The 26,452-nt window shown below is 55.4% G+C and carries 16 protein-coding genes and 4 pseudogenes; 11 read left to right on the top strand and 9 right to left on the bottom strand.

The annotated features are described in order from the left end of the window. Nucleotides 1-79: 79 nt before the first annotated feature. The gene (locus AOY23_RS16415) at nucleotides 80-613 is read right to left on the bottom strand and encodes an isochorismatase family protein (RefSeq protein ID WP_054180518.1); all 534 of its coding nucleotides are present in this window, start codon (nucleotides 611-613) and stop codon (nucleotides 80-82) included. A 203-nt stretch (nucleotides 614-816) separates the two neighbouring features. Between AOY23_RS16415 and ampH the strand changes: the two genes are divergently transcribed. Further along, on the top strand, nucleotides 817-1,974 hold the full coding sequence (ampH, locus tag AOY23_RS16410) for a D-alanyl-D-alanine-carboxypeptidase/endopeptidase AmpH (protein ID WP_054180519.1): 1,158 nt from the start codon (nucleotides 817-819) through the stop codon (nucleotides 1,972-1,974). A 2-nt stretch (nucleotides 1,975-1,976) separates the two neighbouring features. Here the strand turns inward: ampH and AOY23_RS16405 are convergent, their stop codons facing one another. Together AOY23_RS16405 and AOY23_RS16400 are read right to left on the bottom strand one after the other, a co-directional pair. Beyond that, a complete protein-coding gene (locus AOY23_RS16405; protein WP_054180571.1) occupies nucleotides 1,977-2,603 on the bottom strand; it encodes a helix-turn-helix domain-containing protein in 627 nt (208 codons plus the stop codon). 92 nt (nucleotides 2,604-2,695) lie between these two features. Next, nucleotides 2,696-5,503, bottom strand: coding sequence for an autotransporter outer membrane beta-barrel domain-containing protein (locus tag AOY23_RS16400; protein ID WP_054180520.1), 2,808 nt, complete (start codon nucleotides 5,501-5,503; stop codon nucleotides 2,696-2,698). Between the two features lie 407 nt (nucleotides 5,504-5,910). Between AOY23_RS16400 and hemB the strand changes: the two genes are divergently transcribed. Together hemB and olsF are read left to right on the top strand one after the other, a co-directional pair. Continuing rightward, the gene (gene hemB / locus AOY23_RS16395) at nucleotides 5,911-6,885 is read left to right on the top strand and encodes a porphobilinogen synthase (RefSeq protein ID WP_054180521.1); all 975 of its coding nucleotides are present in this window, start codon (nucleotides 5,911-5,913) and stop codon (nucleotides 6,883-6,885) included. Between the two features lie 122 nt (nucleotides 6,886-7,007). Continuing rightward, complete coding sequence (gene olsF, locus AOY23_RS16390; RefSeq protein WP_054180522.1) at nucleotides 7,008-8,708, top strand: bifunctional ornithine lipid synthase OlsF; 1,701 nt, start codon at nucleotides 7,008-7,010, stop codon at nucleotides 8,706-8,708. Between the two features lie 38 nt (nucleotides 8,709-8,746). Here olsF and tauD read toward each other — a convergent pair whose 3' ends face one another. The 5 genes from tauD to AOY23_RS16365 all read right to left on the bottom strand — a co-directional run bounded on the left by tauD (nucleotide 8,747) and on the right by AOY23_RS16365 (nucleotide 13,566). Then, nucleotides 8,747-9,598 carry a taurine dioxygenase gene (gene tauD / locus AOY23_RS16385; protein ID WP_054180523.1) on the bottom strand — a complete coding sequence of 284 codons (852 nt, stop codon included), beginning with the start codon at nucleotides 9,596-9,598 and terminating at the stop codon, nucleotides 8,747-8,749. Further along, nucleotides 9,595-10,422 (bottom strand): taurine ABC transporter permease TauC, encoded by an 828-nt coding sequence (tauC, locus tag AOY23_RS16380; RefSeq protein ID WP_054180524.1) that lies wholly within the window; start codon nucleotides 10,420-10,422, stop codon nucleotides 9,595-9,597. Before tauC ends, tauD begins: the two co-directional genes overlap by 4 nt. Continuing rightward, a complete protein-coding gene (gene tauB, locus AOY23_RS16375) occupies nucleotides 10,419-11,186 on the bottom strand; it encodes a taurine ABC transporter ATP-binding subunit (protein ID WP_054180525.1) in 768 nt (255 codons plus the stop codon). Before tauB ends, tauC begins: the two co-directional genes overlap by 4 nt. A gap of 10 nt (nucleotides 11,187-11,196) precedes the next feature. Beyond that, a complete protein-coding gene (tauA, locus tag AOY23_RS16370) occupies nucleotides 11,197-12,159 on the bottom strand; it encodes a taurine ABC transporter substrate-binding protein (RefSeq protein ID WP_054180526.1) in 963 nt (320 codons plus the stop codon). 450 nt (nucleotides 12,160-12,609) lie between these two features. Then, nucleotides 12,610-13,566, bottom strand: a complete 957-nt coding sequence (locus AOY23_RS16365) for an arsenic resistance protein (RefSeq protein WP_054180527.1) — start codon at nucleotides 13,564-13,566, stop codon at nucleotides 12,610-12,612. Between the two features lie 678 nt (nucleotides 13,567-14,244). Here AOY23_RS16365 and AOY23_RS16360 point away from each other — a divergent pair. The 5 genes and pseudogenes from AOY23_RS16360 to AOY23_RS16350 all read left to right on the top strand — a co-directional run. Next, a pseudogene (locus AOY23_RS16360) lies at nucleotides 14,245-15,240 on the top strand (autotransporter outer membrane beta-barrel domain-containing protein); the annotation flags it as partial. Nucleotides 15,241-15,868: 628 nt separating this feature from the next. Beyond that, a pseudogene (locus AOY23_RS23260) lies at nucleotides 15,869-15,997 on the top strand (ESPR domain-containing protein); the annotation flags it as partial. A 15-nt stretch (nucleotides 15,998-16,012) separates the two neighbouring features. Further along, nucleotides 16,013-19,638, top strand: a pseudogene (locus AOY23_RS23255) (autotransporter outer membrane beta-barrel domain-containing protein); the annotation flags it as partial. A gap of 1 nt (nucleotide 19,639) precedes the next feature. Then, on the top strand, nucleotides 19,640-20,152 hold a 513-nt coding region (locus AOY23_RS23050; RefSeq protein WP_235503410.1), incomplete at its 5' end, for an autotransporter outer membrane beta-barrel domain-containing protein. 49 nt (nucleotides 20,153-20,201) lie between these two features. Continuing rightward, nucleotides 20,202-20,783, top strand: a pseudogene (locus AOY23_RS16350) (dehydroquinate synthase/iron-containing alcohol dehydrogenase family protein); the annotation flags it as partial. Between the two features lie 95 nt (nucleotides 20,784-20,878). Here AOY23_RS16350 and AOY23_RS16345 read toward each other — a convergent pair. Next, nucleotides 20,879-22,282 (bottom strand): MmgE/PrpD family protein, encoded by a 1,404-nt coding sequence (locus AOY23_RS16345; RefSeq protein WP_054180528.1) that lies wholly within the window; start codon nucleotides 22,280-22,282, stop codon nucleotides 20,879-20,881. Nucleotides 22,283-22,462: 180 nt separating this feature from the next. On the opposite strand from AOY23_RS16345, the gene AOY23_RS16340 reads away from it, so the two are divergent. The 3 genes from AOY23_RS16340 to AOY23_RS16330 all read left to right on the top strand — a co-directional run bounded on the left by AOY23_RS16340 (nucleotide 22,463) and on the right by AOY23_RS16330 (nucleotide 26,449). Further along, a complete protein-coding gene (locus AOY23_RS16340) occupies nucleotides 22,463-23,518 on the top strand; it encodes an ornithine cyclodeaminase family protein (RefSeq protein WP_054180529.1) in 1,056 nt (351 codons plus the stop codon). A gap of 190 nt (nucleotides 23,519-23,708) precedes the next feature. Next, nucleotides 23,709-24,737 (top strand): ABC transporter ATP-binding protein, encoded by a 1,029-nt coding sequence (locus tag AOY23_RS16335; protein ID WP_072171036.1) that lies wholly within the window; start codon nucleotides 23,709-23,711, stop codon nucleotides 24,735-24,737. Then, nucleotides 24,734-26,449, top strand: a complete 1,716-nt coding sequence (locus AOY23_RS16330) for an ABC transporter permease (RefSeq protein ID WP_054180573.1) — start codon at nucleotides 24,734-24,736, stop codon at nucleotides 26,447-26,449. The genes AOY23_RS16335 and AOY23_RS16330 overlap by 4 nt, the downstream gene beginning before the upstream one ends. The last annotated feature ends 3 nt before the right edge of the window (nucleotides 26,450-26,452 follow it).

The following is a 26,452-nucleotide window of genomic DNA, read 5'->3' as shown; positions in this document are numbered from 1 at the left end:
TCCCCAACCGCAGCGACGTTGCGATAAATCAGGGAGAACCAAACGGTCAGACCGCTCAATGAGACCGGGAATTAGCGACTTAGTTCGTCAACCATTCCCGTAGAATTGTTTCGACGGGTTTCACGTAAACGGGGTTGTCGGGCACGATAAGATCCCGCCAGACATCGTTATGATGGGCAATCAGTGTTTCGGCTGGCGCTGCGGGTCGGTTGGCGGTGGTGTGAGCATCTTCGGCGACGGTGATGGCATAGCCACGGCTGGCGCCGTTTCGGATCGTGGTATCAACACAATAATCAGTCGCGCAACCGCAAATCACGAAAGCGTGAATGTCATGCGCGGCAAGCACATCGGCGAGCGTCGTGCGGTAGAAGGCATCGCATGCAGTTTTGGTGACGTACAGGGAATTGTCCGGTTGCCACAGATCAGGCAGCAGGGCAAACCCATCACCCCCCTCTTCCAGCCCGCCCGCTTGCGCATGCTGGATGAAAATGACGGTATCCGCCACGCGGGTCAGGCGATTGATTTGCGCGATGTAGTGTTCCGGGTTAAGGCGCGGCGTGGCGAAAACGCCATTTTGCATATCGACGACCATGACAACGCGTTTTCCGACCATTTTCTGCTCCGTAAAAAGTATTCGCTCTGCGACTATCATAAGCGTCAGATCACAAAAGTGGATGGCTTATCACAGGAAAACTTTCTACATTTACGCGTCGTTACGTTTTTATCAGGACGATTGCTGTGAAAGGGGCTTTGCATCGCGCCGGTAAGTAGTATAAATACGCATTATCTTTCTATTTCAATTCATGGACACACCCGTTGAAACGTAGTCTGCTGTTGAGCATTGCGCTGTTTGCGTCAACCCTGTCTGTGGCACACGCCGCCCAGACCTCCCCCGATCCTGTTTTTGCTTCTGATATTGTTGACCGTTATGCCAATCACATCTTTTATGGCAGCGGCGCGACAGGCATGGCGCTCGTCGTGATTGATGGAAACCAGCGGGTGTTCCGCAGCTTTGGTGAAACTCGCCCGGGCAATAACGTGCGTCCACAGCTTGACTCGGTGATCCGCATTGCGTCCCTGACGAAGCTGATGACCAGCGAAATGCTGGTGAAGTTGCTCGATCAGGGCATCGTGAACCTTAACGATCCGTTAAGTAAGTTTGCACCGCCCGGAGCGCGGGTTCCCGGCCATAACGGCGTGCCGATTACGCTGGTGAATCTGGCGACGCACACCAGCGCGCTCCCGCGTGAGCAGCCCGGCGGTGCGGCGCATCGCCCGGTATTCGTCTGGCCAACCCGCGACCAGCGCTGGAACTGGCTCTCAACGGCAACCCTGAAAACCACACCTGGCTCGCAGGCCGCCTACTCCAACCTGGCGTTTGATCTGCTGGCGGATGCACTGTCAAATGCCGCAGGGAAACCGTATCCGCAGCTTTTTGAAGAGCGCATCACCCGTCCGCTGGGGATGAAGGACACCACGTTTACGCCATCGCCGGACCAGTGTCAGCGCCTGATGGTGGCGGAGAAAGGTGCCAGTCCGTGTAACAATACACTGGCGGCCATCGGCAGTGGCGGCGTCTATTCCACGCCAGGCGACATGATGCGCTGGATGCAGCAATTCCTTTCGTCTGACTTCTATTCCCGCACCGCACAGGCGGATCGGATGCAAACGTTGATTTACCAGCGCAGCCAGTTGACGCGCGTCATCGGGATGGACGTTCCCGGAAAAGCCGATGCGCTTGGCCTCGGGTGGGTCTATATGGCGGCAAAAAATGGTCACCCGGGGATCATTCAGAAAACCGGTGGTGGTGGCGGTTTCATTACCTACATGGCGATGATCCCTCAGCACAATATCGGCGCTTTCGTGGTAGTGACCCGCTCACCGCTGACGCGCTTTGCCAACATGAGCGATGGCATTAACGATCTGGTGACAGAGCTGAGTAACAACAAGCCCGCCATCGTTCCGGCTTCCTGAGTTTAATAATCTAAAGGCAAGCGGTTGATACTCAACAGCTTGCCTTTATGCATTCTGATATATTCTCCCTGCCGCAGCGCCGCGAGGACTTCGGCAATCACCGAACGGGAGATCCGCGTCCTTCGCTGGATGTAGTTCATCACCCCGACGCGTAAGCGTAGTGATTCATCCCATTTCGCCATGGTCAGTAACGACGCGCGGATCTGGTTATAGCTGTTGCTGCCCACCAGTTGGGTATCGCGCATTTCCAGGATCCGGTGTTGCCAGGTCATCCAGTAAAAAGCTTCCCGCCAGAGCGTGTATTTTTCCAGGAGCGACAGCGCCTGGGCAGCAGGCAGGTAATAACCACTGCACTGCGTTTCCGTCGCTACCTGATAATCAATCTGGTTTGACATCACGCCAGCCGCAAGGCCAATGACACAGGGTGCCTGCGCAAAACCAAGCAGCACGTCGTTCTGTGCGCGGCTCAGGGAAGCGCACCCCTGTAAAATCACGATGGTGTACTGATTCGTCTGTTTGTCCGCTGGCAGGATGTTCTCGCCTTCCGCGACGACAAACGGCGTACCGTGAGTGTGGAGGTACTGATTAAGGATATCGAATTCAATGAGTGGTTTGTTCAGTTGTGGCATATCGGGTAGTCCTACAACGATGCCCGCCATTTGCGTGGCGGGCATCAGAATGTTAACCCCATCAGGAAGGAAACCCTTCCTGCCAGACAGTATTACCAGGTGTATTTCACACCGGCGTTAGCAGCCCAGTCCTGATCAACATCGCCGCCACCGAGGTAGTTCACACCGGTATAGGCGCTAAAGTTTTTGGTGAAGCTGAACTGGCTACCCACACCAACACGTACCGCTGAACCTTCAACACCGTTATCAATGGTATCGCCGTTGATATCCGCGTCATTGTTGGAGTCGTCATAGACGTACGCCAGCTTGAAGTACGGCGTCATCGCCTGATCGCCAAAGTTGAAGGTGTAACCCGCATCCACGCCCAGCTCATAACGCAGGCTGTCGTAGTCCTGGCTGTTGACGCGCATATCGTTGCTCAGACGATAGCTGTCGCCAGACTGGAACAGGCCGGAGATGCTGCCGTACGGGGTGATATAACCGGTATCGTTAAGCTTCCAGTCATAACCGAGTTTCAGGCCGAATCCCCAGGCATCAGATGTGGTGTTGCCATCAACGTAGTCGCCATTGCTCATGGTGGCGGTCAGATCGTTGTTGAAACGAGTGTAGTTCAGGTTGCTGTCAAAGAAGACGTTGTTAGCAAAATGCGCTGAAGAGTACAGGTAAGCTGACTGGCTGTCCTGATCAACCTGGCCGGTACGATCGTTGAGATCGCCTTTAGCAAAGCCTGCCGCCGCACCCACGATCCACTTCGCGTTGTTGCCATCCACTTTGGTGTCCAGACCGACCATCAGGCCGTTGACGTCCTGATCGTAGTTGATCACGCCGTTGTCGCCGTTGAAGTTGCCACCGAAGTAGCTCACCCAGGCGCCGCCGTTGTCATCAAAGCCGTGACGCGCGCTGTTCAGACGGTTGTTCAGCGTATCCTGTTGCAGGTTCCAGATGTTGGTATTCGCTGACGGAATGCTCAGCGCCATGTTGGCGTAATCGGTCAGGCGTTCCTGATGCAGGATCACCGTGTCGCCCTGCTGCTGCGCTTCATAGGTGTACGCGCCGAGATCAGCACGGTTTGCCGCGGTGAAGGTGGCTGCGGTGTCGGCATTGTTGTCATACACGCGAATCACTTCGTTGTTTTTGTAATCCGCAATGGAGCCCGCGCCGGTAGCGTTATCGATACGGACTTTATAGTTGCCCGCCACATCGCCGTTCACCGCCAGGTGACCATCTGAATTCAACGCCACCACGCCGTAACCGTAGTTGGTTTGTGCTTTGTCGTTGCTGTGACCGTTCAGCATGTCGCCATTCAGGATATAGTCGCGGCTGGCAATGTTGAACGTACCGCCGTTGGTCAGTGCCAGTGTTGCGGTATCGACCTGACCCAGCCCCAGGTTCAGCTGCGCGCCGCCATCAACGGTAATCGTGTTGGCATACAATTCAGCCGTTTCTTCCGTCAGCGTCGCGGTACTGTAGCTGTTGAGGTTTACGCTGTCTGTTGCCACGCGGCCGGAATCGCCAATGTTCAGCGAGGAGGCGTTGTTCAGGGTCACGATGTCAGAAACCAGATCAGAGGCTTCCACATTCACCTGTGAACCGTTGTTCACGGTCAGGGTGTCAATCAGAGACGATTTACGGGTATCCCACTCGGAGGCGTGATCCAGAGTGACGTTGAACAGGCCGCTCTGATACACCTCATTGCCGGTAACATGGCTGCCTTCGCTGAACGCGGTTTTGTCGTTATCAACACCGTATGTTGAGGTTGGCCACAGACTGTTAGCGGTCACGTCATACAGAGTCGCTGTGGCTTCTGTGCCCGCCGCAACGCTGTCGTAAACGCCGTCGCCATCGCTGTCCACGTCATGCACGGAAACCGCCGCGCCGACCCACTTGCTACCGTTGTCCAGCGTCAGATTCAGGCTGTCAGTGCCATCCCAGCCGTTAGTATCAGGATTGGCATCGGTATCGCGGTAGCTGTCCGCCCCGTTCGGGAAGAAGTTTTCGTCGAAGTTACTGGAGAAGACCACATCACCGGTTAAGGTAGAGTTACTGAAATTAGCGGTGGTCTGCATGGCGTTATCCGCAGAAGGATTTGCCACAACCGCCAGCGCGATGTCATCCGCCGTCCAGGCTTTCCCGTCGTAATCGCTGGCATTGCCGGAGCGACCAAAGAAGCCTTCAGTGCCTTCGTCTGACCAGGAGCCGGACGTCACCACAGAGTCTTTCACGTTGATGGTGTTATTAAATACTTCGCTGCTGTTAACACCGGTGCTGACAGTATTGTCGTCGGTATCCTGCCATTCATAACCCTGCGTCAGGGTAATACCGGCAACGTGGGAATTATTTTGAATGGTGAGATCAACTTCCTGATCCAGCGTAATTGCGGTGCCGAGATTATACACATCGACCACATGCGTATCCGGCGCATCATTCCAGGTACCGTTGTAGGTATAATGCTCATAGTTGTCATCAATGGTTGAGTGATCAACCGTTAATGCCAGGCGATCGTAATAATAATCCGCGCCGCTGCGATTATCGCATTCGGTGGTCATACACGCGGAAGTGATCATGCCATGAATGGTGCTGTTGCTGATGGTGAGACTGTTGGGATTGGAATTAGTAGAGAGGCCGTCATCGAGATAATAGGTGGAGATAACACCGTTGACTGCTGCATTATTGATGACCGGATAAATATCACCATTATAAATACTATCAGCGCCGTAATTATTCCAGCCGACATATCCATGATAATAAACGCCGTCTGTATATGTCGCATCATTATAATGAATAAATGTTGTGTAATCCGTATTCGATATATCCGTTGATGCATTTGCCTGAGAAGCGATTGCGAGCGCACAGGCCATTGCTAATTGAGATACCACAACTTTCTTTTTCCACGAGTGCATTTGTTATCCCTCCTCAGGGACTTATTATGTTGGTCCATCAAATAAGATTAAATTGCGGTTGAATTATGCGTTCCTGATACAAGATAGTTCAATTAATCTTTGGTAGAAGTTCGAAACCGGACGCAATATATTTTTACAGGATTAAAAATAATAAATTTTAAATTTATTCTTTTCAACAAGTTACACATAAAAATAATTAACAAAATATATTCCATAAATATAAATGATAAAAATCACGCATTCATTATTTATATTTTCTCGTTTGTGTTTATCATTTGATTAAATAGATTTATCGAGAGTGTGATCGCGTAAACAGAGTAATCGGGAGGAGACGCCCCACTTTGGTAAACAAACAGGGCGGAGATCGGGTAGACTATCCTGAACGTTCCACAAACATCAGGCATACCATGACAGCTCTACTTAATCGCCCACGCCGCCTGCGCAAAACCGCCGCGCTGCGCGCCATGTTTGAAGAGACAACACTGACCTTAAACGATCTGGTGTTGCCGATCTTTGTTGAAGAAGACATCGACGACTACAAGCCTATCGAAGCCATGCCTGGCGTGATGCGCATTCCTGAGAAGCATCTGGCTCGCGAGATCGAACGCATCGCCAACGCCGGGATCCGCTCCATCATGACCTTCGGGATTTCCCATCACACCGACGCTACCGGCAGTGATGCCTGGAAAGAGGACGGTCTGGTGGCGCGGATGTCGCGCATCAGCAAACAGACCGTCCCGGAAATGGTGGTGATGTCCGACACCTGTTTCTGCGAATACACCTCACACGGTCACTGTGGCGTGCTGTGCGATCACGGCGTAGATAACGACGCGACCCTCATCAACCTCGGCAAACAGGCGGTGGTTGCCGCTGCCGCAGGTGCCGATTTCATTGCGCCGTCGGCAGCGATGGACGGTCAGGTGCAGGCTATCCGCGAAGCACTGGATGCCGCTGGTTTCACTGACACCGCGATCATGTCCTACTCCACCAAATTCGCCTCCTCTTTCTACGGCCCGTTCCGTGAAGCCGCGGGAACAGCGCTGAAAGGCGACCGCAAAACGTATCAGATGCACCCGTTGAATCGTCGTGAAGCGATCCGTGAATCTCTGCTCGACGAAGCCCAGGGCGCGGATTGCCTGATGGTGAAACCGGCGGGCGCTTACCTTGATATTCTGCGTGATATCCGTGAACGTACCGGGTTACCACTTGGGGCTTATCAGGTCAGCGGTGAATACGCGATGATCAAATTCGCCGCGATGGCGGGCGCTATCGACGAAGACAAAGTGGTGCTGGAAAGCCTCGGCGCTATCAAGCGCGCCGGTGCAGATCTGATCTTCAGCTACTTTGCTCTCGACCTCGCAGAAAGAAAACTGCTCCGCTGATAAACCGGCCCGGAAGCCCCGCGCTACCGGGCCTGTCCCCTCATTCAAAGCTTCATTAAACTGCAATACAAACGACACGTTGACCTTCTACTGTCTGCCTCAAGACTGCAGGAGGAACCACCATGTTTAGTCTCGATAATGTTCTTGATGACCTCTGGCCACAGGCAAATCCCGCGCCCTGGCAAAAGAGTTTACTCAGGCGTCTGTTACACGAGGAAGAGTTTCAGACGTTTGCCGCCCGCCACTCGCATTTACGTGGGCTTGATATGGTTGAGCAGGTCCTTGAACACTTACAAATCCGCTGCAATATTGCCCCCCGCGAACTTGAAAACATCCCCGAAACGGGCCCTCTGGTGATCATCTCGAATCACCCTACAGGTACACTCGACGGGCTGGCATTACTGTATGCGGTGTCGCGCGTACGCCGCGATGTGAAAGTCGTCACCAACCGCATGCTCAGCCACCTTGAGCCGCTGAGTAACCTGTTTATTCCGGTCGATAACATCAACGGTGGCACGCGCAAATCATCGCTGTCGCTGATGGAACAACAGTTGCAGAGCGGCGGCGTGTTGATCTTTTTCCCGGCTGGTGAAGTCTCGCGCATGACCCGCAATGGCATCGCCGATGGTCACTGGCATTCCGGATTCATCAAACTGGCGGCGAAATTCCGTGCCCCACTGCTACCGGCATTTATTCACGCCAAAAACAGCCCACTGTTTTATGCCAGTACCCTGATCTCCCCGACGCTGGCGCTGCTGCTGTTGATGCAGCAGATGTTCCGCCGTCGCAATTCCACCCTGCCGGTAACACTCGGCCAGCGTATCGCGTGGGAGAGCTGGCACAACGCCCAGACGCCTGCCCGCGAACTGGCGAAGAAATGTCGCCAGCATGTCGCATTGCTGGGAAAAGGCTTGCCGGGGAAATTCAGAACCGAGAGCGCCATTGCGCGCCCGGAAGAGCGCGCCCTGCTTCGCCGCGAACTCAGCACGGCGGAATGTCTGGGCAGTACCGCCGATGGCAAAACCATTTATTTGTGGCAGCGCAACGGTCAGGAAGAGGCACCGCTGCTCAGAGAGCTGGGGCGTCTGCGTGAAATCGCTTTTCGTGCCGTCGGCGAAGGCAGCGGCAAGCGCCGCGATGTCGACAGCTATGACGATGATTACCTGCATCTGATCCTGTGGGATGAGGTGGATCTGGAGATCGTCGGCGCGTACCGTTTTATGCCCGGTGCCATGCAGCTCGATAAACGCGGGGTGGAAGGATTATACAGCCACAGCCTGTTTCACTATGACGAACGGATGAATGACATTCTGCGCGAAGGCATTGAGCTTGGGCGCAGCTTTATTCAGCCGCGCTACTGGGGCCGCCGTGGGCTGGATTATCTCTGGTTTGGTATCGGCGCTTATCTGGCGCGTTACCCGCAGTATCGCTACCTGTTTGGCCCGGTGTCGATTTCAGGTGGCTTACCGCCTGCCGCGCGAGATTTGCTGGTCGCCTTTTACCGTCTCTGGTTCCCGGCGATGCATCCGCTGGCAGAGTCGCGCCGTCCCTATCCCGCCAGCCTGCCTGAAGCGCTGGCGCAATTTGGCGGTGAGGATTACACCGAAGATCTGACGCGGCTGAAATCGCTGCTTGGCAACCTCGGCTGCGGTATCCCGCCACTGTATAAACAGTATTCCGAAGTGTGCGAACCCGGCGGCGTGCAGTTTATCGATTTCGGCAGCGACCCGGATTTCAACGACTGTATCGATGGGTTAGTGCTGGTCGATCTGACCCTGCTGAAAGCCAACCGCTACCAGCGCTATATCGGGGCGCATCTGTAATACGATCCTCTCCTTCGGGAGAGGATCATCTTTTCGCCTCAGCCTGCCCGGTAAAACGGCTTGTCACCAAGAATGGTCGCCCGATGCATGATCCGCCGCTGGGGCAGATAATCCGCATTGGCATAATGCTGCGTCACCCGGTTATCCCAGATGGCGAGATCGTTCGGCTGCCAGCGCCAGCGAACCTGGAATTCCGGTTTGGTGATATGAGCAAACAGGAAGCTCAGCAGTGTGTCGCTCTCCTTCTGTGTCAGGTCAATAATTCGCGTCGTGAATCCTTCATTGACGAACAATGCCTGCTTACCGCTGACCGGATGCGTTCGCACCACCGGGTGCAGCAACGGCGGGTTCTTCTCCACCGCCTCCAGCCAGCGCTGATGCTCCGCGTCTGTCTTGCGGTATTTATATTCCGGGAACGACTTTCTGAAATCGTGCTCAGCCTGCAACCCGCTTAACAACTGTTGAAGCGGCGCAGAGAGCGCGTCAAACGCCGCAATGCCGCTGGTCCACAGCGTATCGCCGCCCGTTGATGGCAGCTCTTTCGCGGCGAGGATCGCGCCGGCAGGCGGCGTGTCGATGAAGGTGACGTCCGTGTGCCAGTTGTCATTGTCCGGCGGATTGTCATTGTGCGTATCCAGCACGATGATCTCGTCCACACCGTCAGCGTGAGGATACACCGGGTGAATGTGCAGATCGCCAAAACGCAGCGCCAGCGCGCGCTGTTGCTGCGGGGAAATGACCTGCTCGCGCAGGAAAATTACCTGATGGCGCAACAGCGCATGATACAACTGCTCGAACTGGTTATCGCTCAGCGGTCGGCTGACATCAATGCCAGAGATCTGCGCGCCGATATACGGCCCCAGCGGGGTAATCGTCAGACGTTCACTCATGCTATTTCTCCATGCCAGGGCGTCAGGCGACGTTGCAGCGCGCGCAGCCCCAGTTCTAATACAAACGCGATCACTGCAATCACCGCGATCCCCGCCAGCACCACATCGGTTGCCAGAAATTCTCCCGCTGACTGCACCATAAACCCAAGCCCGCGCGTGGCGGCAATCAGTTCCGCCGCCACCAGCGTTGACCAGCCGACGCCAAGACCAATGCGCAAACCGGTTAAAATTTCTGGCAATGCGCCGGGCAAAATCACCAGCCACAACACCTGCCAACGGCTGGCGCCCAGCGCCTGCGCCGCGCGGATCCTTACCTGTTGCGCGCTCTTCACGCCTGCCAGCGCCGACATTGCCACCGGCGCGAAAATCGCCAGGTAAATCAATAGGATTTTTGACGTCTCGCCAATACCGAACCAGATCACCATCAGCGGCAGATAGGCCAGCGGCGGCACGGGACGATACAGTTCAATTAACGGATCGAGGATCCCGCGAATCGTCGGGCTGAGCCCCATCGCAATCCCGACAGGAATACCCAGCACCACCGCCGCCAGCAGCGCCACCAGAATGCGCGTCAGGCTGGCCGCCAGATGCTGCCACAGCGTGGCGTCCATAAAGCCCTGCGGCCCGGCGATGGTGATCAGCTTCTGTAACACCTGCGCGGGCGGCGGCAGGAACAGCGGGCTTATCAGTTGCAGCGCCGTGACGCCCCACCATAGCGCCAGCAACACCAACAGCGTGGCCGCGCTCAGCGTTAACTGACGGGAAAATGGCCAGCGCCAAGCCACTGGCAGACGGCGTGGTTTATCGTTGATCACAATGCTCATGAGAAAGCCTCCCGCTGTTCGAATACACGGCTCAAAACGTATTCACGTTGGGCAATAAAATCAGGGTCGGATTTGATACTGCGGCAGGGTTCTCCGGCGACGAAACGACGGGCAAAATCCAGCGACAAACGCTCCAGCACCCGTCCCGGGCCGGGCGACAGCAGCACCAGTTCTGTGGCCATAAAAATGGCCTCTTCGATGTCGTGAGTAATCAGCAGAACCTGTTTGCCGGTCTCGTGCCACAGGCGCAGCAGCAGGGTTTGCATCTGCTCGCGGGTGAAGGCATCAAGCGCGCCAAAAGGTTCGTCCAGCAATAACAGTTGCGGGTTCGCCGCCAGCGCGCGTGCAATGCCGACGCGCTGACGCTGACCGCCGGAAAGCTGCCAGATGTAGCGTTTTTCCGCGCCCTCCAGCCCGACTCTTTTCAGCATCTGACGCGCAGTCTGCTGGCGTTCCGCCTGTGCGACGCCCGCCAGCTGTAACCCCAGCGCCACGTTATCCTGCACATTGCGCCACGGCAGCAGTCCTTCGTTCTGAAAGACCACACCGCGCTCTGCGCCAGGCCCGTTGACGGTTTTTCCGTCAAGCTGGATGCTGCCGGTATCGTAAGGCAAAAAGCCCGCAATCAGATTTAACAGCGTGGTTTTTCCGCAGCCCGACGGGCCAAGCACCACCAGCAGTTCACCGCTATCCACCGTGAGGTTGATATCTTCAAGCGCGGGTTTACCGCCATATCTGGCCGATAAGTGAGACACCTGCAGCATCATGCGCTCCTTATTTTACAAAGCGGTCAGTAACAAACTGGCTGTAGTCGCTGGCGACAGCGGGGACTTTCCCCTGCTCTTTCAGGAACTGCGCGGTATCCAGAATCGCTTTATTTACCGGGCCAGAAAGCTGCTGGATCTGCTGCTCAGTCGTGAGATAGGTGTTCCCTTTCACCAGCCCTGGCACGTCGGCTTCCGGCACGCCGCTCAGCCGCGACAGCTTGTTCAGATTGTCCGGTTGTTTCAGCCATTCTTCCGGGTTATCGATATAAGGACGCTGCGCGTCGATGGCGCTTTTGGCGAAGGCTTTCACCACCTCAGGATGCTGTTCGGCGAAATCTTTCCGCACGACCCACACATCCAGCGTTGGTGCACCCCACTGCGCGACTTTTGCCGAATCGGTCAGCACCGTTCCCTCTTTTTCCAGCTCATTCACTGCTGGCGCCCAGACATAGGCACCGTCAATGTCACCGCGCTGCCAGGCGGCGATAATCGCGGGAGGCTGCAGATTGAGAATTTGTACCTGGCCGGGCTTGATGCCCCAATGTTTCAGGGCCGCCAGCAGGCTGTAATGCGTGGTCGAGATAAACGGGACGGCGATGCGTTTGCCGATCAGATCTTCCGGTTTAGTGATGCCTTTTTTCACCACCAGCGCCTCGGAATCCCCCAGTTGTGACGCCAGCAGGAAGACTTCAATCGGCACCTGCTGACTGGCGGCGACCGCCAGCGGGCTTGAGCCGATATTGCCGATCTGCACATCACCGGATGCCAGCGCGCGCACCACGCTTGAGCCGCTGTCGAATTTACGCCAGTCCACCGTGGCGCCACTCTCTTTGGCAAAGGTGTTGTCCGCCTGCGCCACTTTGGCAGGTTCTGCCGACGTCTGATACGCGACGGTGACGTTAACGGCCTGCGCCTGGAACGTCAGTAACGCCAGTGCGGTGATGATTGAAAAACGCGATGTGAATCCCATAGTGTCTGCCCCTCGTATTGTTATGAAAGGCAGTATTTCCGGCGGGGGGCTATTTGATAAAGGAATTAAAACTTCTGTTTTATTCCAAATAGTTTTTAGAAAAAAAATGGAAAACCTTAGCGATTAACGGCACAAACATCACACTTAGCTGCGCACCAGATGCAGTTTTGCTCTCCGGGCACTCAACCGTGGGTGAGACGTCATGATCACAAACAGAAACGGTCGCCAGGCCATAAACACCTCCAGCATTGTTTAATGCTAATGCTGTACGCTAAAGGCGCGCTTCACCTTCAGCACAACGTCGTAACGCGACTCTGTTATGTAATACTTGCGTATCAGGCAAAAAACATCTGTTAATCCCCTCGAAAAGTGAGTGAATTTTTTAGCGCTTTTGTGAGGAGATTCACTTTCAAAACAGGCAATGGATGAAGTACGTCCTGTATGTTGTAACTATTTCCGCCCCAACCGTGGCATCACGCGGATATAAATAAGCTCAGCCACCAGCTCAACCAGGGTTTGCGTGACGATCACTGCTGGCAGTACCGGGATCGCGCCGGGAACCGCCAGCGCCAGTGGCAGGATCACCAGTGAGTTTCGCGTCCCGGCGCTGAATGCCACCGCCCTCCCCGCGGCAGTTTCCAGCCGGAAAAGGCGGGTAAGGCCCCAGCCGAGCAGCGGCGCGAAAATGGCATACAGGAGATAGACCGGCGCGGCGTGCAGCGCGGCATTCACTGCGCTCCCCATCTGCGGCACAACGGATGCAACCACCACCAGCAGCACCAGCGCCGTTGCCGGAACCGGCAACAGACCGAGTGCGTCACTCACGCGCGCGCCGCTCTCGTTGCGCGTTGACCACCACTGAACCAGTGCCGCGGCGGCAAGCGGAACAGCGATCAGCCATACAAACGCATGGAGAAAAGGCCCTGGCTGGACATACTCTGCCGCGCGCTCGCCGAGAAAAAGGTGGAGGTATACCGGCAACAGGAGGATTTGTACGATCAGCAATGCCGGTGTCGCCGCCAGTAACAGGCGCGCGTCCGCACGTCCGAGTTGCGAAAAGGTCACGACATAATCGATACACGGGCAGAGCAACACCAGCAGCACGCCGAGATGCAGGAGCGGCTCATCCGGCAGCAACGTAAGCAGCACGGCCACCAGCAACGGCATGGCGATAAAATTAGTCAGCAGCAGGGAAGCCAGAAAACGCAGTTGCGTCATGGCCTTGCCGAGTTCAATGACCGGCACCTGCAAAAAAGTAACAAACAACATGAAGGCCAGCGCCGGATTCACCAGCCATGCGAGGCGTTCCGCTCCCGGCACCAGGAGCGCGACGAGTACCGCAACGGCAACCACCGTGAAATAGATAAAGACCTGACGCTGTTCCAGGGTATCGCGTAACTTTCCCATATAAAAACAAAGGTTACCGGTGAGTTAAAAACAGGAGACATCATACCGGATTTGCGTGATGGATTAATCATTCTTGCGTTTTGCGCGCGGTGAGCAGCAGTCATGACGTGACGCGTAGCGCAGACGTGGTGCCGAAAGCGAAAATAAGGAATTTACCCAATGAAGCGAAGAATCTTAAAATTCACGTTTCATTGCTTTTTTTACCTGAATTGACACATTTGCTGAGCGATGCAATATTGCCTCCGGAAGCGACGTCTGTCGTTCAGGCACAATAAACGTCCCTCTATTATATCGGGTAAGAACCGCGGTTACTGATAGCGTATTTCCATTTTCTTTACCTTGTGGTAATGGCCAGTGGCTTATAACGACTCAGAAACATGGCATGTTTTGTCGTAGATATATTTACTCCTGACTTATTAATACTTAAAACCGACCTGGAAATATCAGTAACGGCCCCGGAGTTCTTCGTTATTCAGGATAGTGCGCGTTATTGCTACCGTTATTAGCTAATAAACTCCAGCGGTCACTAAAAGCAAAACAACTCATTATGGATATTAAAGGTTGGCTGATATGTCAAAAACAGGAAACAGACATTTTCGTGGATATTTATGCTCGGGTTTAACCTTCACCGCGTTATCCCTGGCGGCGACAGGTCATCAGGCCGTGGCAGCGGATATGCCGGAGGCGTTGCAGGCGGAAGGCGGCAGTTATCTCAATAACCTGGCCTCAGCGAATAGCGTGTTTAACCATCGTCTGCATGATCGTCTCGGCGAGCCGGGTTATGCTGAAGCGCTGCATAACGGTGATGACAATGTCAGCAGCCTATGGATGCGGCACGTGGGAGGTCATGAGCGCTCCACCCTTGGTGACGGACAGTCGTTTACCCGTAGCAACCGCTATGTGATACAAATCGGCGGCGACCTGGCGCAGTGGACCCGCAACAATCAGGATCGCTGGAATCTGGGTGTGATGGCGGGATATGCGAATGTTCACAGCAACACTCACAGTTATCATTCCGAATACAACGCTGACGGGCGTGTCAGCGGCTACAGCGCAGGTCTTTATGGTACCTGGTTCCAGAATGGCGCGGACAATACCGGTGCGTATGTCGACACCTGGGTGCTGTATAACTGGTTCGATAACAGCGTGACCTCGAATCACCAGCAGAGAGAGGACTACAGTTCCGACGGTTTTACGGCCTCACTGGAAGGCGGCTACACCTTCAAGGCGGGCGAGTTTAGCGGCAGTCTGGGGACGCTGAATACCTGGTATATTCAGCCGCAGTTGCAGGTGACCTGGATGGGTGTGAGTGATGAATCCTGTTCACGCAATGACGGTACCTGTTTTGAGTCCGGGGGCGATGACAATATTCAGACCCGCCTCGGGGTAAGAACGTACCTGAACAGCCATCACAAGATGGATGACGGTAAACAGCGTGAGTTTCAGCCGTATCTGGAAGTCAACTGGATCCACAATACCGAAACCTATGGCGTGTCGAACGATGGCCGCAGCATCAGCCGGAACGATACGGAAAACCTCGCCGAAGTCCGGGCTGGCCTGGAAGCGAAGCTGAACAATAATCTGAGCCTGTGGAGCAACGCCGGGGTTCAGTTTACAGGCCCCAGAAAATACAGCGATCTGCAAGGAATGCTGGGGGTCAAAGCGTCATTCTGATACGTCAGGTTTATGTCTGCAGTACGAGTCATCGCGCTGCAGACATTTAGCAAAAGGTGCTATGCCCTGTTTTTAAAAAAATAAGGTTAATTGCATGAAAATCCTATTAGCCAGAATGAATCTCTTATTTTTATTCCGGCATGACTTGTACAAAACGAGCAAAAGCAAGCCTGGCCAATAATGAGTGTTAAGAGTTTACTGATTTCAATAGTTCCGGTGCGCTATTAATGACCTGCTTATTAATATCTACCTGCATTGACAGATATCTTGCCCAATGCAAAGCTGAGGATGGAGTTATATAAAGATAACCAATCAAAAACCTTTATGTAATTACCGCATAAAGCAGAGCATTTCGCGCTCTGTAAACCGGTTTTTCAGACATATTCTCTGAGTCGATTTGTTATTATCTTTTCATCGAAGGCTCTCAGACAATATGTGATATTTAGCGTGTTAAGTTACCTGCACATGACTGTGAAATAAATGTTACCTCCCATCTGTCATTATTATGTCTCTGGCCATTGATGTTGTTAATGGGGCATTAAATAAATCACTTCACTACGTGTATTCCCCATTCAAATAGAAAAACCACAGGCATCCGGGAAGTACAAACAGATTACGAGCGTTGAAGATGAACAGAATATTCAGAGTTGTCCGGAACGAAGCGACAGGCGCGTGGGTCGCTGTACCCGAGTTTGCGAAGGCCCGTGGAAAACGTGCGGGTCGTCGTTTACTGGCTGGTTTGTCTCTGGCAGCAGCCGCTTTCGTGTCAGCAATGACCGGGGCCGCGCCATCACTCGCCGCGACAGTGACCATCGCAGCGGGCGACAGCGCTTATCTGTCAGACATCTATGGCACCGGCGCCACTCAGACAACCCGTTTAGCTGACCTCATTTTTAATGGCACTAGTACCTCGCCCGCGACGCTTATCGTGGATAGCAATACAGCACAGGGATCCGATAGCTGGCTGTTCAATGCCACCGGTAACGCCGTTAACCGTATTGATCTTAGTGGGACCCGACGGGCAGTCATTCAATTACTGGATGGCATCAATATGACGGTGAGCAACTCCGTGGGAGGGATTGTTTCCAGTACGGCGACCACGTCGGGTATTGAGTTTGCACTCGGAAATGGTAGTCAACTGAGCTTTGTTAATAACCATGCTAATAATGGCTATCCTGGCCTTATCTCCTCAACTTCGGATGTCGTGTTTCGCGGTGAGAATGGTACCGTCATTTTTGATAACAACAGCTCGTATAGCTATGATCCTGCCATTAACACCATTGACGGCGATATCATCTTTGAAGGCAACGCCACGCTGACCAATAATATCAACTACGGTGTTGCCGGGGGTGCCCTCCGGACAAGTCGCACGGGAGATATTATTTTTAGCGGTACTGATGCCATGGTTATTATCAGTAATAACAGCGCAATCAGCTCAGGCGGCGCACTGTTTTCCGACGGTGGTGTGCAGTTCTATGGTAACGCTGACATTTATGGCAACCGGGGAGTCAGGGATACCGCTGGTGCGATTGTCGCCCAGACCGGCCTGGTGATGGAAACCAACGGTACCGATGGCATTAAAGTCCATAGCAACTATTCCAACGCCCAGTCTGCGGGCGCCATTCTGATTGGCAATGGGACGGGCTTTACCGGTAGCTCTCTGCTGCATGCGAAAAACAGCGACATCCAGTTCTACGACAACTTCACCAATGTCGGTACCGGTTCGACACCGAATCTGACAAATGCGATTGCCAACGCCATCAATATCCGCCAGCCGAACGGTACCCTGAACATTGCTGCCGAAGCAGGACGCCAGGTGCTGTTTCGCGATCCGATAACCAGCCTGGCCGCCAACGGTGCGGTGGTGAATGTCGTGGTTGGGATCAATACCACCGACGGCAGCGACGCAACTGACGGTAAAGTCACCTTTAGCGGCGAAGATTTCACCTCTGGTTCCCGGAGTACACAATCACAAATTTACGCCCGTACCACCGTTTATGGTGGTGAGCTGGAACTGAAAGACAATGCGCAGTACGGCATGAACACCAGCAGTACCCGTTTCACGTTACAGGACGGCGCGACATTAGTATCCACGGGGACGACAGCGAACGCGGTCAATGTGCTTGCATCAGGCACAATGAATTTCGCCGATGGTTCCGTGATTAAAAGCGATGGTGACAGCAAGTTACAGCTGAACGCCAGTAACCGGCTGATGGGTGCCGCTGCGGATGATACGGTCACGATTGAAACAGACGGGGCCGATCAACTGACGCTCGGTGGCGTCCTGTCCGGCCCGGGGGAACTGGAAAAGACAGGCACGGGTGTTTTAGCGGCGGCCGATGCCAACCAGTTTCTCAACACTGGCGGCTTCAACCTGGCGGAAGGGACGCTGAACGCGCAAAACCTGTCTCAGACCTTTACCGCGCTGGATGTCCAGTCCGGTACATTACTGACGATGGGCAGCAGTGGCGCAAACCTGGCGATCACCGATCGCGCCATGATTGCCGGAACGCTGGAAAACGTTCAGACACTGACCAAATCCGGCAGCGGCGATCTGCAGATCGCGAACTCGGTGGACGCTAATCGGTTCAACATGACGGGCGGCACGCTAAAAATTGATGCGGGTAAAACGTTAACTATCGCGACTGACGCGACGCTTGGCGATGGCGTCGCCACGCAGATTGATATCGCCAGTGATCCGGCACTGAGTGCCGATGCCCTGGCGCTGTTGGGAAACAATACGCTGGATATCACCGGTTATGCGCCGAAAACCGATGAAAACGTCTATACCCTGGTCAGCACACAGAACGGCATCAATGGTGATTTTCGCTATACCGTCGCCGGGCAAGCGTTGCAGGATTATGTCGATATCGACCACTTCCTGGTCGGCTGGGCGAGAAAAGATGACGCCGGTAAAAATGTCATCGCGCAGTTTGATCTGGTCTGGTTCAACAGCGAAGACAACAGCGCCCACGGCACATTTAACGTCACGGACGGCAACAGCTTCACCCCTGGCGAAGCGTTGACGGATAATCTGACCACCACCGCGTATGGTTACGGCTGGGACGGTAAGAGCCTGACCAAAACTGGCGGCGGCACCCTGATTTTCTCCGCTGTTAACAGCTATACCGGCAGCACCACTGTCGACGCGGGAACGCTGCGGACAGATATTGCCGATACCCTGAACAGCAGCAGCGACATCATCGTCAACAGCGGCGAGCTCGATCTGAACGGCAATGACCAGCAGGTTAACCGCCTGAGCGGTAACGGCGGCACGGTCTCGCTGAATGGCGCGACGCTGACTGCGGTTAACGCCACCGATACTGATAGCACCCATTTTGCAGGCGATATCGTCGACGGTGATGTGGCTGGCGGTGGCTTTATTAAAACCGGTGACGGCAGCCTGACGCTGGCGGGCCAGACCGGCTGGACCGCCGATACCGAACTGAATGCGGGCGAGCTGATCCTCGATGGCGCTAACGGTGGCGCACAACTGACCAGTAATATCATCGGCAGCAGCGGCACCCGTCTGACACTGCAAAACGGCGCGACGCTGACCGGCTGGATCGATCCGACTGATGTGGATATCGATACCACCAGCCGCTGGAACATGACCGGCGATTCCCTGGTCAATAACCTGACCAGTGCCGGGACGATCGTGTTTTCCACACCAACAAATCATGATTTCAAAACCCTGACCGTTGAAGGCAACTACACCGGTAACGACGGGGTGATCGCGATGAACACCGTACTCGGTGGCGACGATTCGCCGACGGATAAACTGACAGTTCAGGGCGACACCGCGGGCAGTACCCAGGTTGCGGTAAACAATGTCGGCGGCACCGGCGCACAGACGGTGAACGGTATCGAAATGATTCAGGTCGGCGGTGATTCTGCCGGTAACTTTGCCCTGACCACCGGGACTGTCGAAGCCGGGGCGTATGTTTATACTCTCGCCAAAGGCACCGGGGATGCGGCGAAAAACTGGTATCTGACCAGTAAATGGACCGGCAGTGTGACACCGCCGGACGATCCGGTACCGCCAGTCGATCCGGTCAAACCACCTGTCGTTGACCCGACCGCCCCGGATGCCCTGCGCCCGGAAGCAGGCAGCTATATCAGCAATATCGCGGCGGCCAACACGCTGTTTAACCACCGCCTGCACGATCGCCTCGGCGAACCGCAGTACACCGACAACACCACCAGCATGTGGATGCGTCACGTCGGCGGCCATGAGCGTTCCTCTGCCGGTGACGGCCAGCTCAAAACACAGAGCAACCGCTACGTGCTGCAACTGGGTGGCGACATCGCACAGTGGAGTTCCGACGGCCTCGACCGCTGGCATCTGGGCGTGATGGGCGGCTATGCGAATGAGCACAGCAACACCCGAAGCGGCCGNAACCGTGACAGCGATGAGTACAAATCGAAAGGGCTGACCGCCTCTCTGGAAGCCGGTTACACCCTGAAAGCCGGAGAGTTCACCGGCAGCCAGGGCACGCTCAACACCTGGTATATCCAGCCACAGGCGCAGGTCACCTGGATGGGCGTGAAGGATGATACACACACCCGGAACGACGGCACCCGCATCGAAACGGAAGGTGACGGCAACATCCAGACCCGTCTCGGGGTGAGAACGTACCTGAACAGTCACCATAAAATGGATGACGGTAAACAGCGTGAGTTCCAGCCGTTCGTGGAAGTGAACTGGATACATAACACCGAAACGTATGGCGTGAAGATGGACGGCACCCGTGTCAGCCGCGACGGCGCCAGTAACCTGGGCGAAATCCGCACCGGTGTGGAAGGCAAGCTGAACGACCGCCTGAGCGTGTGGGGCAACGTGGGCGTGCAGATGGGTGACAAAGGCTACAGCGACACCCAGGGCATGCTGGGGGTGAAATACAGCTGGTAAGTGAACCAGAAAATAAACAGGAGCCGGGCTTCCGGCTCCTGTTTGTTAAGCGGCGACAGGTGTAGATGCACTGACGCATGCCATTGAAGGCTATATCACCCGCGGCGCATGGGCGCTGACGGATGCGTTACACATCAAAGCCATTGAAATTATTGCGGGCGCTTTACGAGGTTCTGTTGCCGGAGAAAAACAGGCCGGAGAAGCGATGGCGCTCGGTCAATATGTTGCCGGTATGGGCTTTTCCAACGTAGGTCTTGGACTGGTACACGGCATGGCGCATCCTCTCGGCGCGTTTTATAACACGCCACACGGCGTGGCTAATGCCATTCTGTTACCGCATATCATGCATTACAACGCAGAATATACCGGCGAGAAATTCCGCGACATCGCCCGGGCGATGGGCGTGAAAGTGGAAGCACTCAGTCTGGCCGACGCGCGCAATGCCGCGGTGGATGCGGTGTTTGCGTTGAATCGCGATGTCGGAATTCCGTTACATCTGCGCGATGTTGGCGTTCGCAAAGAGGATATCCCGGCACTGGCACAGGCGGCATTGGACGATGTCTGCACCGGTGGCAACCCGCGTGAAGCCAGTATCGCCGACATTACCGCACTGTATCTCACGGCCTGGTAACGATGGGGTCAGGAAAATAGTTGAAGTGGTGCCAGTAACCGGCGTTAAACGTAGTGAATAGCTCGTTGTATTTACTACGTTTTATCTGGAATGCATCAGACTGTGCGAAAGCTGGCCAATGCGCTGAGATCCGGGGCGTCCGCGATAGTAAGACAGAACTGCAACAGCTTTTCGCCGTATTCGGCAGAAAGGCCGCCATAAGCGATATTGCCCCTGAATTTTCTGATTAACTCCTCGCGAGTCAAAGGCTCTTTCACTCCACCACGGAAATGTGGCTGCCGCCATTCCCGCACGCTGCCGTCCCTGAACGTCACGCGCGCATGGCCGCTGTAGTTGCGCGGGTATTCGTTGTGCGGATCGATCCGGTAACGGATTTTAGCCGCCAGCTCCAGCACCTGCACTACATGCACTTTGTCATCAGTAAACTGCTGTAGACCGGCGTCCCCCTCAAAGAAAGCGATTGCCATCGCAAACGGCATACTAAACTTCGCAGCGTAACCGCTGGCCGGGCGCTGCTTCGCCGCCAACGGTTCCCAGAGTCTGTCGACGAGACCTTCACCCGTTTCGCATTCGATATCGACGATCTGTCGGGCATCAATCCCCTCCCGTCGCATTTGCAGGATGCAATCAATGAACGGGTGGATCATGGTGCCGCAGGCATAAGGTTTAAACGCGATACGCTCCATCATCCAGCGTTCACCCAAACCGTCCAGTAGCGGTTGGTAGTTGGGGCTGGCATCGCGACCGAAAACGCGAAACAGGTTGCGCGGCCCTTCAAAAATTGTGCGCGGCCCGTTGTAGCCCGCCTTTCCCAATAGCGCGGCTTTATAGCCCGACTGCGCCGCCCAGCCAGGGTGTAAACGCTTGGTCCATGCACCTTCGCTAAGAAACTCCCCCAGCCCCGAGGCAAAACTCCCCGCGATACCGAAGGCATCCGTCAGCTGGCGGGGGTTCAGGCCCAGCGCCACCCCGACGCCAGCGGTCGCGCCAAGCACGCCAATCACCCCGACCGGATGAAAGCCTGCTTTGTGAATGGCGCCTGGCACGACGTGATTAAAGCGGCACACCATTTCCAGCCCGGCGATCATACCGCACAGCGCATCGGCGCCAGAGCGGTGGTGTCGTTCCGCTGCCGCCAGCACGGCCGGTAACACCATCGCGCCAACGCGTATCGGCGCCCCCTCCAGGGTGTCGTCAAAATCTTCGCCGTGGGTGGCCGTGCCGTTGATCAGTGCCGCGCTGGCGGCCGAAAACCGGGATGAATGGCCCAGGGCAGTACAGTCGCCCTGCTGATCCTCAGTGTTAATCAACGCCGCAATATAGTCACTCCGACGCGCTGCTATGCATAACCCCGTCATATCCAGCAGATCGTTGATCGCCACGGCGCGCGTGCCCGATGAGAGTTTGTCCAGATGCAGATGCGTAAGTACCGCGGCTATCCGTTCGGCCAGCGATTCTCCACTGGCGGGCAAAGCGACATCAACATTACGTACGGACATAGGCCTTCTCCGGAATGGGGGGCTGATGAAAACCAGGCATTATCAGCGAGTAAATCCACCTTGTCTTGTACGAAAAATGAAAATGCTTACTCAGTTTTGTACTTTGTGCTCAATCCCTAAAGCCAGATAGGCTGTCTTCTTCCGTTAATGAATAGTTCCATCACCTGGCATAACCGAATCATGTTTATTTTCTCTAATGACGACATCAGCGCCGTGTTATCCATGCGGGATTGTATCGATGCGTTCGAACAAACCTACCGCGATGTCGCTGCAGGCCGGGCGGTTAACGGGCATCGATCCGATATGATCACTGAAACCGCCACGCCCGAGGCGGTGTACTTATTGAAAATGGTGGGATCGGTAGTGCCTCGTTATCACATCGGCGCAATCAGAATCAATTCTGACATTTTATCTTTCCCCACCCTGAACGGGAAAACGCGCAAGGTCAAAGTCCCTGCCGCCAGTGGGCGCTGGGTCGGTCTTGTTATGTTGTTCAACACCCTGACCGGCGCACCGCTGGCGTTATTCCCGGACGGTGTGATCCAGCGAATGCGCGTAGGGGCCACCACCGGATTAGGCGCGCGTTATCTGGCTCGACAGGATGCACGAAGCGCGGCGATCCTCGGCAGCGGATGGCAGGCAGGCACTCAGGCTCTGGCGGCGGCGACGGTTCGCCCACTGGAAAAACTCTATGTCTACAGCCCGGATGAAAGCCACCGCCGGGCATTTGCGCAGCAGCTCCAGCAGGAGCTGGATATCGCCGTCGAAGCGATGAGCAGCGCTGAACAGGCGGTGCGTCTGGCGGATATGGTGCTATGTGCCACTAACAGTTTACAGCCGGTGTTATCGCGCGACTGGTTGCGTCCCGGCGTACATGTCGGCTCGATCCGCGAAGGGGAACTGGCTGCTGAAGAATTCAGTGTCTATGACCGCATCGTTGTGCACGATCCGGGCAATATGACCAACGATCATCTGGTCGTCGCCAGCGGCATTGACCATCGTGAGAAATCGTCACCGTTAATGCGCGTCCTGGATAACGCGCCGTCTCTGGCGGACCTGGTTGCTGGCCAGACTCCCGCACGGCAGAAGCCGGAAGAAATCACTGCCTTTCTCAATTACCACGGACTGGGCTACCAGTTTGCTGCTGCGGGTGCAGTATTACTGGAAAAAGCGCTGGCGGCGGGCCGCGGCGTAGAACTACCGGATGAGTGGTTCACTCAGGATGTGCACTCCTGACCGCGCTTAGCACATCTGCGCATTAACTTTGCCGATTTAAACAGTTAAGCAATAAAACGACGCTGCCTATAGTAGCCCAGTAATGTGATTAATTATTATTCGGAGTGGTATTTTGGCTTCTGCATTTTCATTGCCCCAGGAAGTAACAGACACCTCGCCTCGTCTCGCGCTGCGCGCGCTGAGTAAATCTATGGGTGAACACCGCGCCGTGAACGGCATCGATCTTGCCATTTCTCCTGGAGAACTGGTGGTTCTGCTGGGACCAAGCGGTTGCGGGAAAACCACCACGCTGCGCATGGTTGCAGGCTTTATCCAGCCAGACGCGGGCGAAATTCATTTAAATGGCCGCCTCGCCGCCAGCCCGCGCTATATGCTGCCGCCGGAGAAGCGCCAGCTGGGCATGATGTTCCAGAACTATGCCATCTGGCCCCATAAAAGCGTCTTTAATAACGTTGCCTACGGCCTGCAAATTGCTGGCGAGAAAGCGGAGTTTATCCGCCAGCGCGTTAATCGGATGCTGGAAATCGTCAATCTGACCGGCTATGCAGGACGCAAACCGGCCGACTTGAGTGGCGGGCAGCAGCAGCGCGTGGCGCTGGCCCGAGCGCTGGTGACCGAACCTTCTCTGTTGCTGCTGGATGAACCGCTCTCCAACCTGGACGCCGCCATGCGCCAGGTCATGCGCACCGAATTGAAAGCCTTACAGGAGCGGGTCGGCGTCACCATGCTACATGTCACCCACGATCAGGAAGAGGCGCTGGTACTGGCGGATCGCATTGTTGTGATGAATGCCGGGCGCATCGAACAGGTCGGCACGCCGCAGCAAATCTGGCAGCAGCCGCAAAGCCGTTTTGTCGCCAGTTTTATCGGCAAAGCCAATATCCTGAACGGCAAGGTTGTGGAGGTGGACGCCTTCCGGCCACGAGTGCGGGTTGAGGTAGCAGGCGGACTGCGCTTCTGGGCCCGAACCGATGAGCAGAGTTCATTAACTTGTTGGCTGGGCCAGCAGCGTAGCGTGGTGATCCGCCCGCAGCACTTCCGGCAGCATCCGGACGGTGTGGAACTGCCTGTGGTGAAAAGCGTGTTCCTCGGCAACCATTACGACGTCACCCTGTTGCTGGAAGGCGAGCCGCTGTCGGCTGAATTTGGCGATGCGCCTGCGCCTGCCGGGAAGGTGAAGGTGGTGGTGGAAGACGATCGTGCATGGGTGCTGCCATGAGCAGGGTTGACGAGTTGTTATCCCTTCACCTTCCCCCGGCGCGCAGAGGTCTGCCTGTCCAGCCGGTGAAGTGGTTAATTATCGGCACGGCTATTCTGGTGTTGCTGGGGATCGTCGCCTGGCCGCTGGCCTGGCTGTTTAAATTCAGCCTGACGTCGGAAGACGGCCATTTCACGCTGGAGACCTTCCGTACCGTGGTCACGGAACCCGGCATGCTCGACGCCGCGTGGAATTCACTACGACTGGTTGTCAGCGTGGTGATTTGTACTACGTTTATCGGCACACTGCTGGCGTGGATCGTCGCCCGTACCGATACACCCGGCAAAAATCTGATCGTCGGCGCGGTGGGTATTACTTTTGTGATTCCCACCTTTATTACCGTCATCGCATGGATTTTCCTGGCCGCCCCCAACTCCGGCTACCTCAACACGCTGCTGAAATCATTACTGCATCTGGAAGCGCAGCCGTTCAACATCATCAGCTTTAGCGGGTTGGTGTTCATCGAAACGCTTCACCTGTACCCGCTGGTGTTTTTCTCGGTGCTGTCGGCACTGAATAATGTGGATGCCAGCTATGAACAGGCGGCGCGTATTCTGGGCGCCGGACGCTTACGCAGCTCGCTCACCATCACCCTGCCACTGGTGCTACCCGCGATCCTTGCCAGCACAATCCTGGTTATGCTGGATACGCTTTCGTCTTTCGGCGCACCGGCGGTCATCGGCACGATGGCGAACTTTTCGGTACTGACCACCAAACTGTACGATTTGATGTCATTCCCGCCCCATCTGAATATGGCCGCCGCGATCGCGGTGCCTATCGTGCTGTATACCCTGCTCTGCCTGGCTGTACAGCGTCTGTTTATTGGTCACGATGATTTTCGCACTCTCAGCGGCAAAGTGACAAAGGGGCAAGTGCTGTCGTTGGGTCGCTGGCGCTGGCTGATGATGGCCGTGGTGGTGGCGGTGGTGTTTATCAGCGTGGTACTGCCGATGACCTCTCTGCTGCTGCTGTCGCTGATCAAAGTGCTGGGCGTGGATATCTCTCTGGATAACCTGGCGCTGGAGAACTATCGCCATCTGTTCAATCAAAGCGAAGCCGCCTTCGGCGCGATGAAAAACAGCCTGACGCTGGCCTTCGCTACCGCCACCTTGTGCGCCAGCCTGGCGGTTATCTGCGCCTGGGTGGTGGAGCGTACTCAACTGGCCGGGCGCGGTACTATCACCGTGCTTATCATGATCGCCTACGGTTTTCCGTCCATCGCTTTTGGGGTCGGCATCATGCTGGGGTACGTCAGCGCGTTGTACGGCACGCTGACGCTACTGCTGATTGCCTATACCGCCAAACAGTTGCCAGTGGCGTTTGTGCTGGTGCGTACCGCGCTGCGCCAGATCTCCGTCGATCTGGAAGAAGCTGCGCGTATCGCCGGCGCTGGCTGGTTGCGCATCATGCTGGATATCACGCTGCCGTTGCTCAAGGTCTCGGTGGGGATCGGCTGGGTGCTGGTGTTTTCGCTCAGCATCCGCGAGCTGTCGATGTCAGTGATGCTGGCGCAAACGGATTCGCAGGTCATGTCCACCGTCATCATGCAATACATTGCCGATGGCTCCATTGAGCAGGCGGCTACGCTGTCGGTGATTATCGTCGCTATTAGCGTCCTGGTTCTCGGCATTGTCTGGAAAGTGTCGGGGCGGACGGTTTCCTCCAGTGAATAAGCC

The organism is Trabulsiella odontotermitis (genome assembly GCF_001297775.1).
Classification (GTDB): Bacteria; Pseudomonadota; Gammaproteobacteria; order Enterobacterales; family Enterobacteriaceae; genus Trabulsiella; species Trabulsiella odontotermitis.
Note: the sequence above shows the minus strand (reverse complement) of the source record. Positions and strands in the feature narration are given on the sequence as shown.

Coding starts and splice junctions, on each gene's coding strand:
- AOY23_RS16415 (WP_054180518.1), bottom strand. CDS start 613: ATGGTCGGAAAACGCGTTGTCATGGTCGTCGATATGCAAAATGGCGTT.
- AOY23_RS16405 (WP_054180571.1), bottom strand. CDS start 2,603: ATGCCACAACTGAACAAACCACTCATTGAATTCGATATCCTTAATCAG.
- AOY23_RS16400 (WP_054180520.1), bottom strand. CDS start 5,503: ATGCACTCGTGGAAAAAGAAAGTTGTGGTATCTCAATTAGCAATGGCC.
- hemB (WP_054180521.1), top strand. CDS start 5,911: ATGACAGCTCTACTTAATCGCCCACGCCGCCTGCGCAAAACCGCCGCG.
- olsF (WP_054180522.1), top strand. CDS start 7,008: ATGTTTAGTCTCGATAATGTTCTTGATGACCTCTGGCCACAGGCAAAT.
- tauD (WP_054180523.1), bottom strand. CDS start 9,598: ATGAGTGAACGTCTGACGATTACCCCGCTGGGGCCGTATATCGGCGCG.
- tauC (WP_054180524.1), bottom strand. CDS start 10,422: ATGAGCATTGTGATCAACGATAAACCACGCCGTCTGCCAGTGGCTTGG.
- tauB (WP_054180525.1), bottom strand. CDS start 11,186: ATGCTGCAGGTGTCTCACTTATCGGCCAGATATGGCGGTAAACCCGCG.
- tauA (WP_054180526.1), bottom strand. CDS start 12,159: ATGGGATTCACATCGCGTTTTTCAATCATCACCGCACTGGCGTTACTG.
- AOY23_RS16365 (WP_054180527.1), bottom strand. CDS start 13,566: ATGGGAAAGTTACGCGATACCCTGGAACAGCGTCAGGTCTTTATCTAT.
- AOY23_RS16345 (WP_054180528.1), bottom strand. CDS start 22,282: ATGTCCGTACGTAATGTTGATGTCGCTTTGCCCGCCAGTGGAGAATCG.
- AOY23_RS16340 (WP_054180529.1), top strand. CDS start 22,463: ATGTTTATTTTCTCTAATGACGACATCAGCGCCGTGTTATCCATGCGG.
- AOY23_RS16335 (WP_072171036.1), top strand. CDS start 23,709: ATGGGTGAACACCGCGCCGTGAACGGCATCGATCTTGCCATTTCTCCT.
- AOY23_RS16330 (WP_054180573.1), top strand. CDS start 24,734: ATGAGCAGGGTTGACGAGTTGTTATCCCTTCACCTTCCCCCGGCGCGC.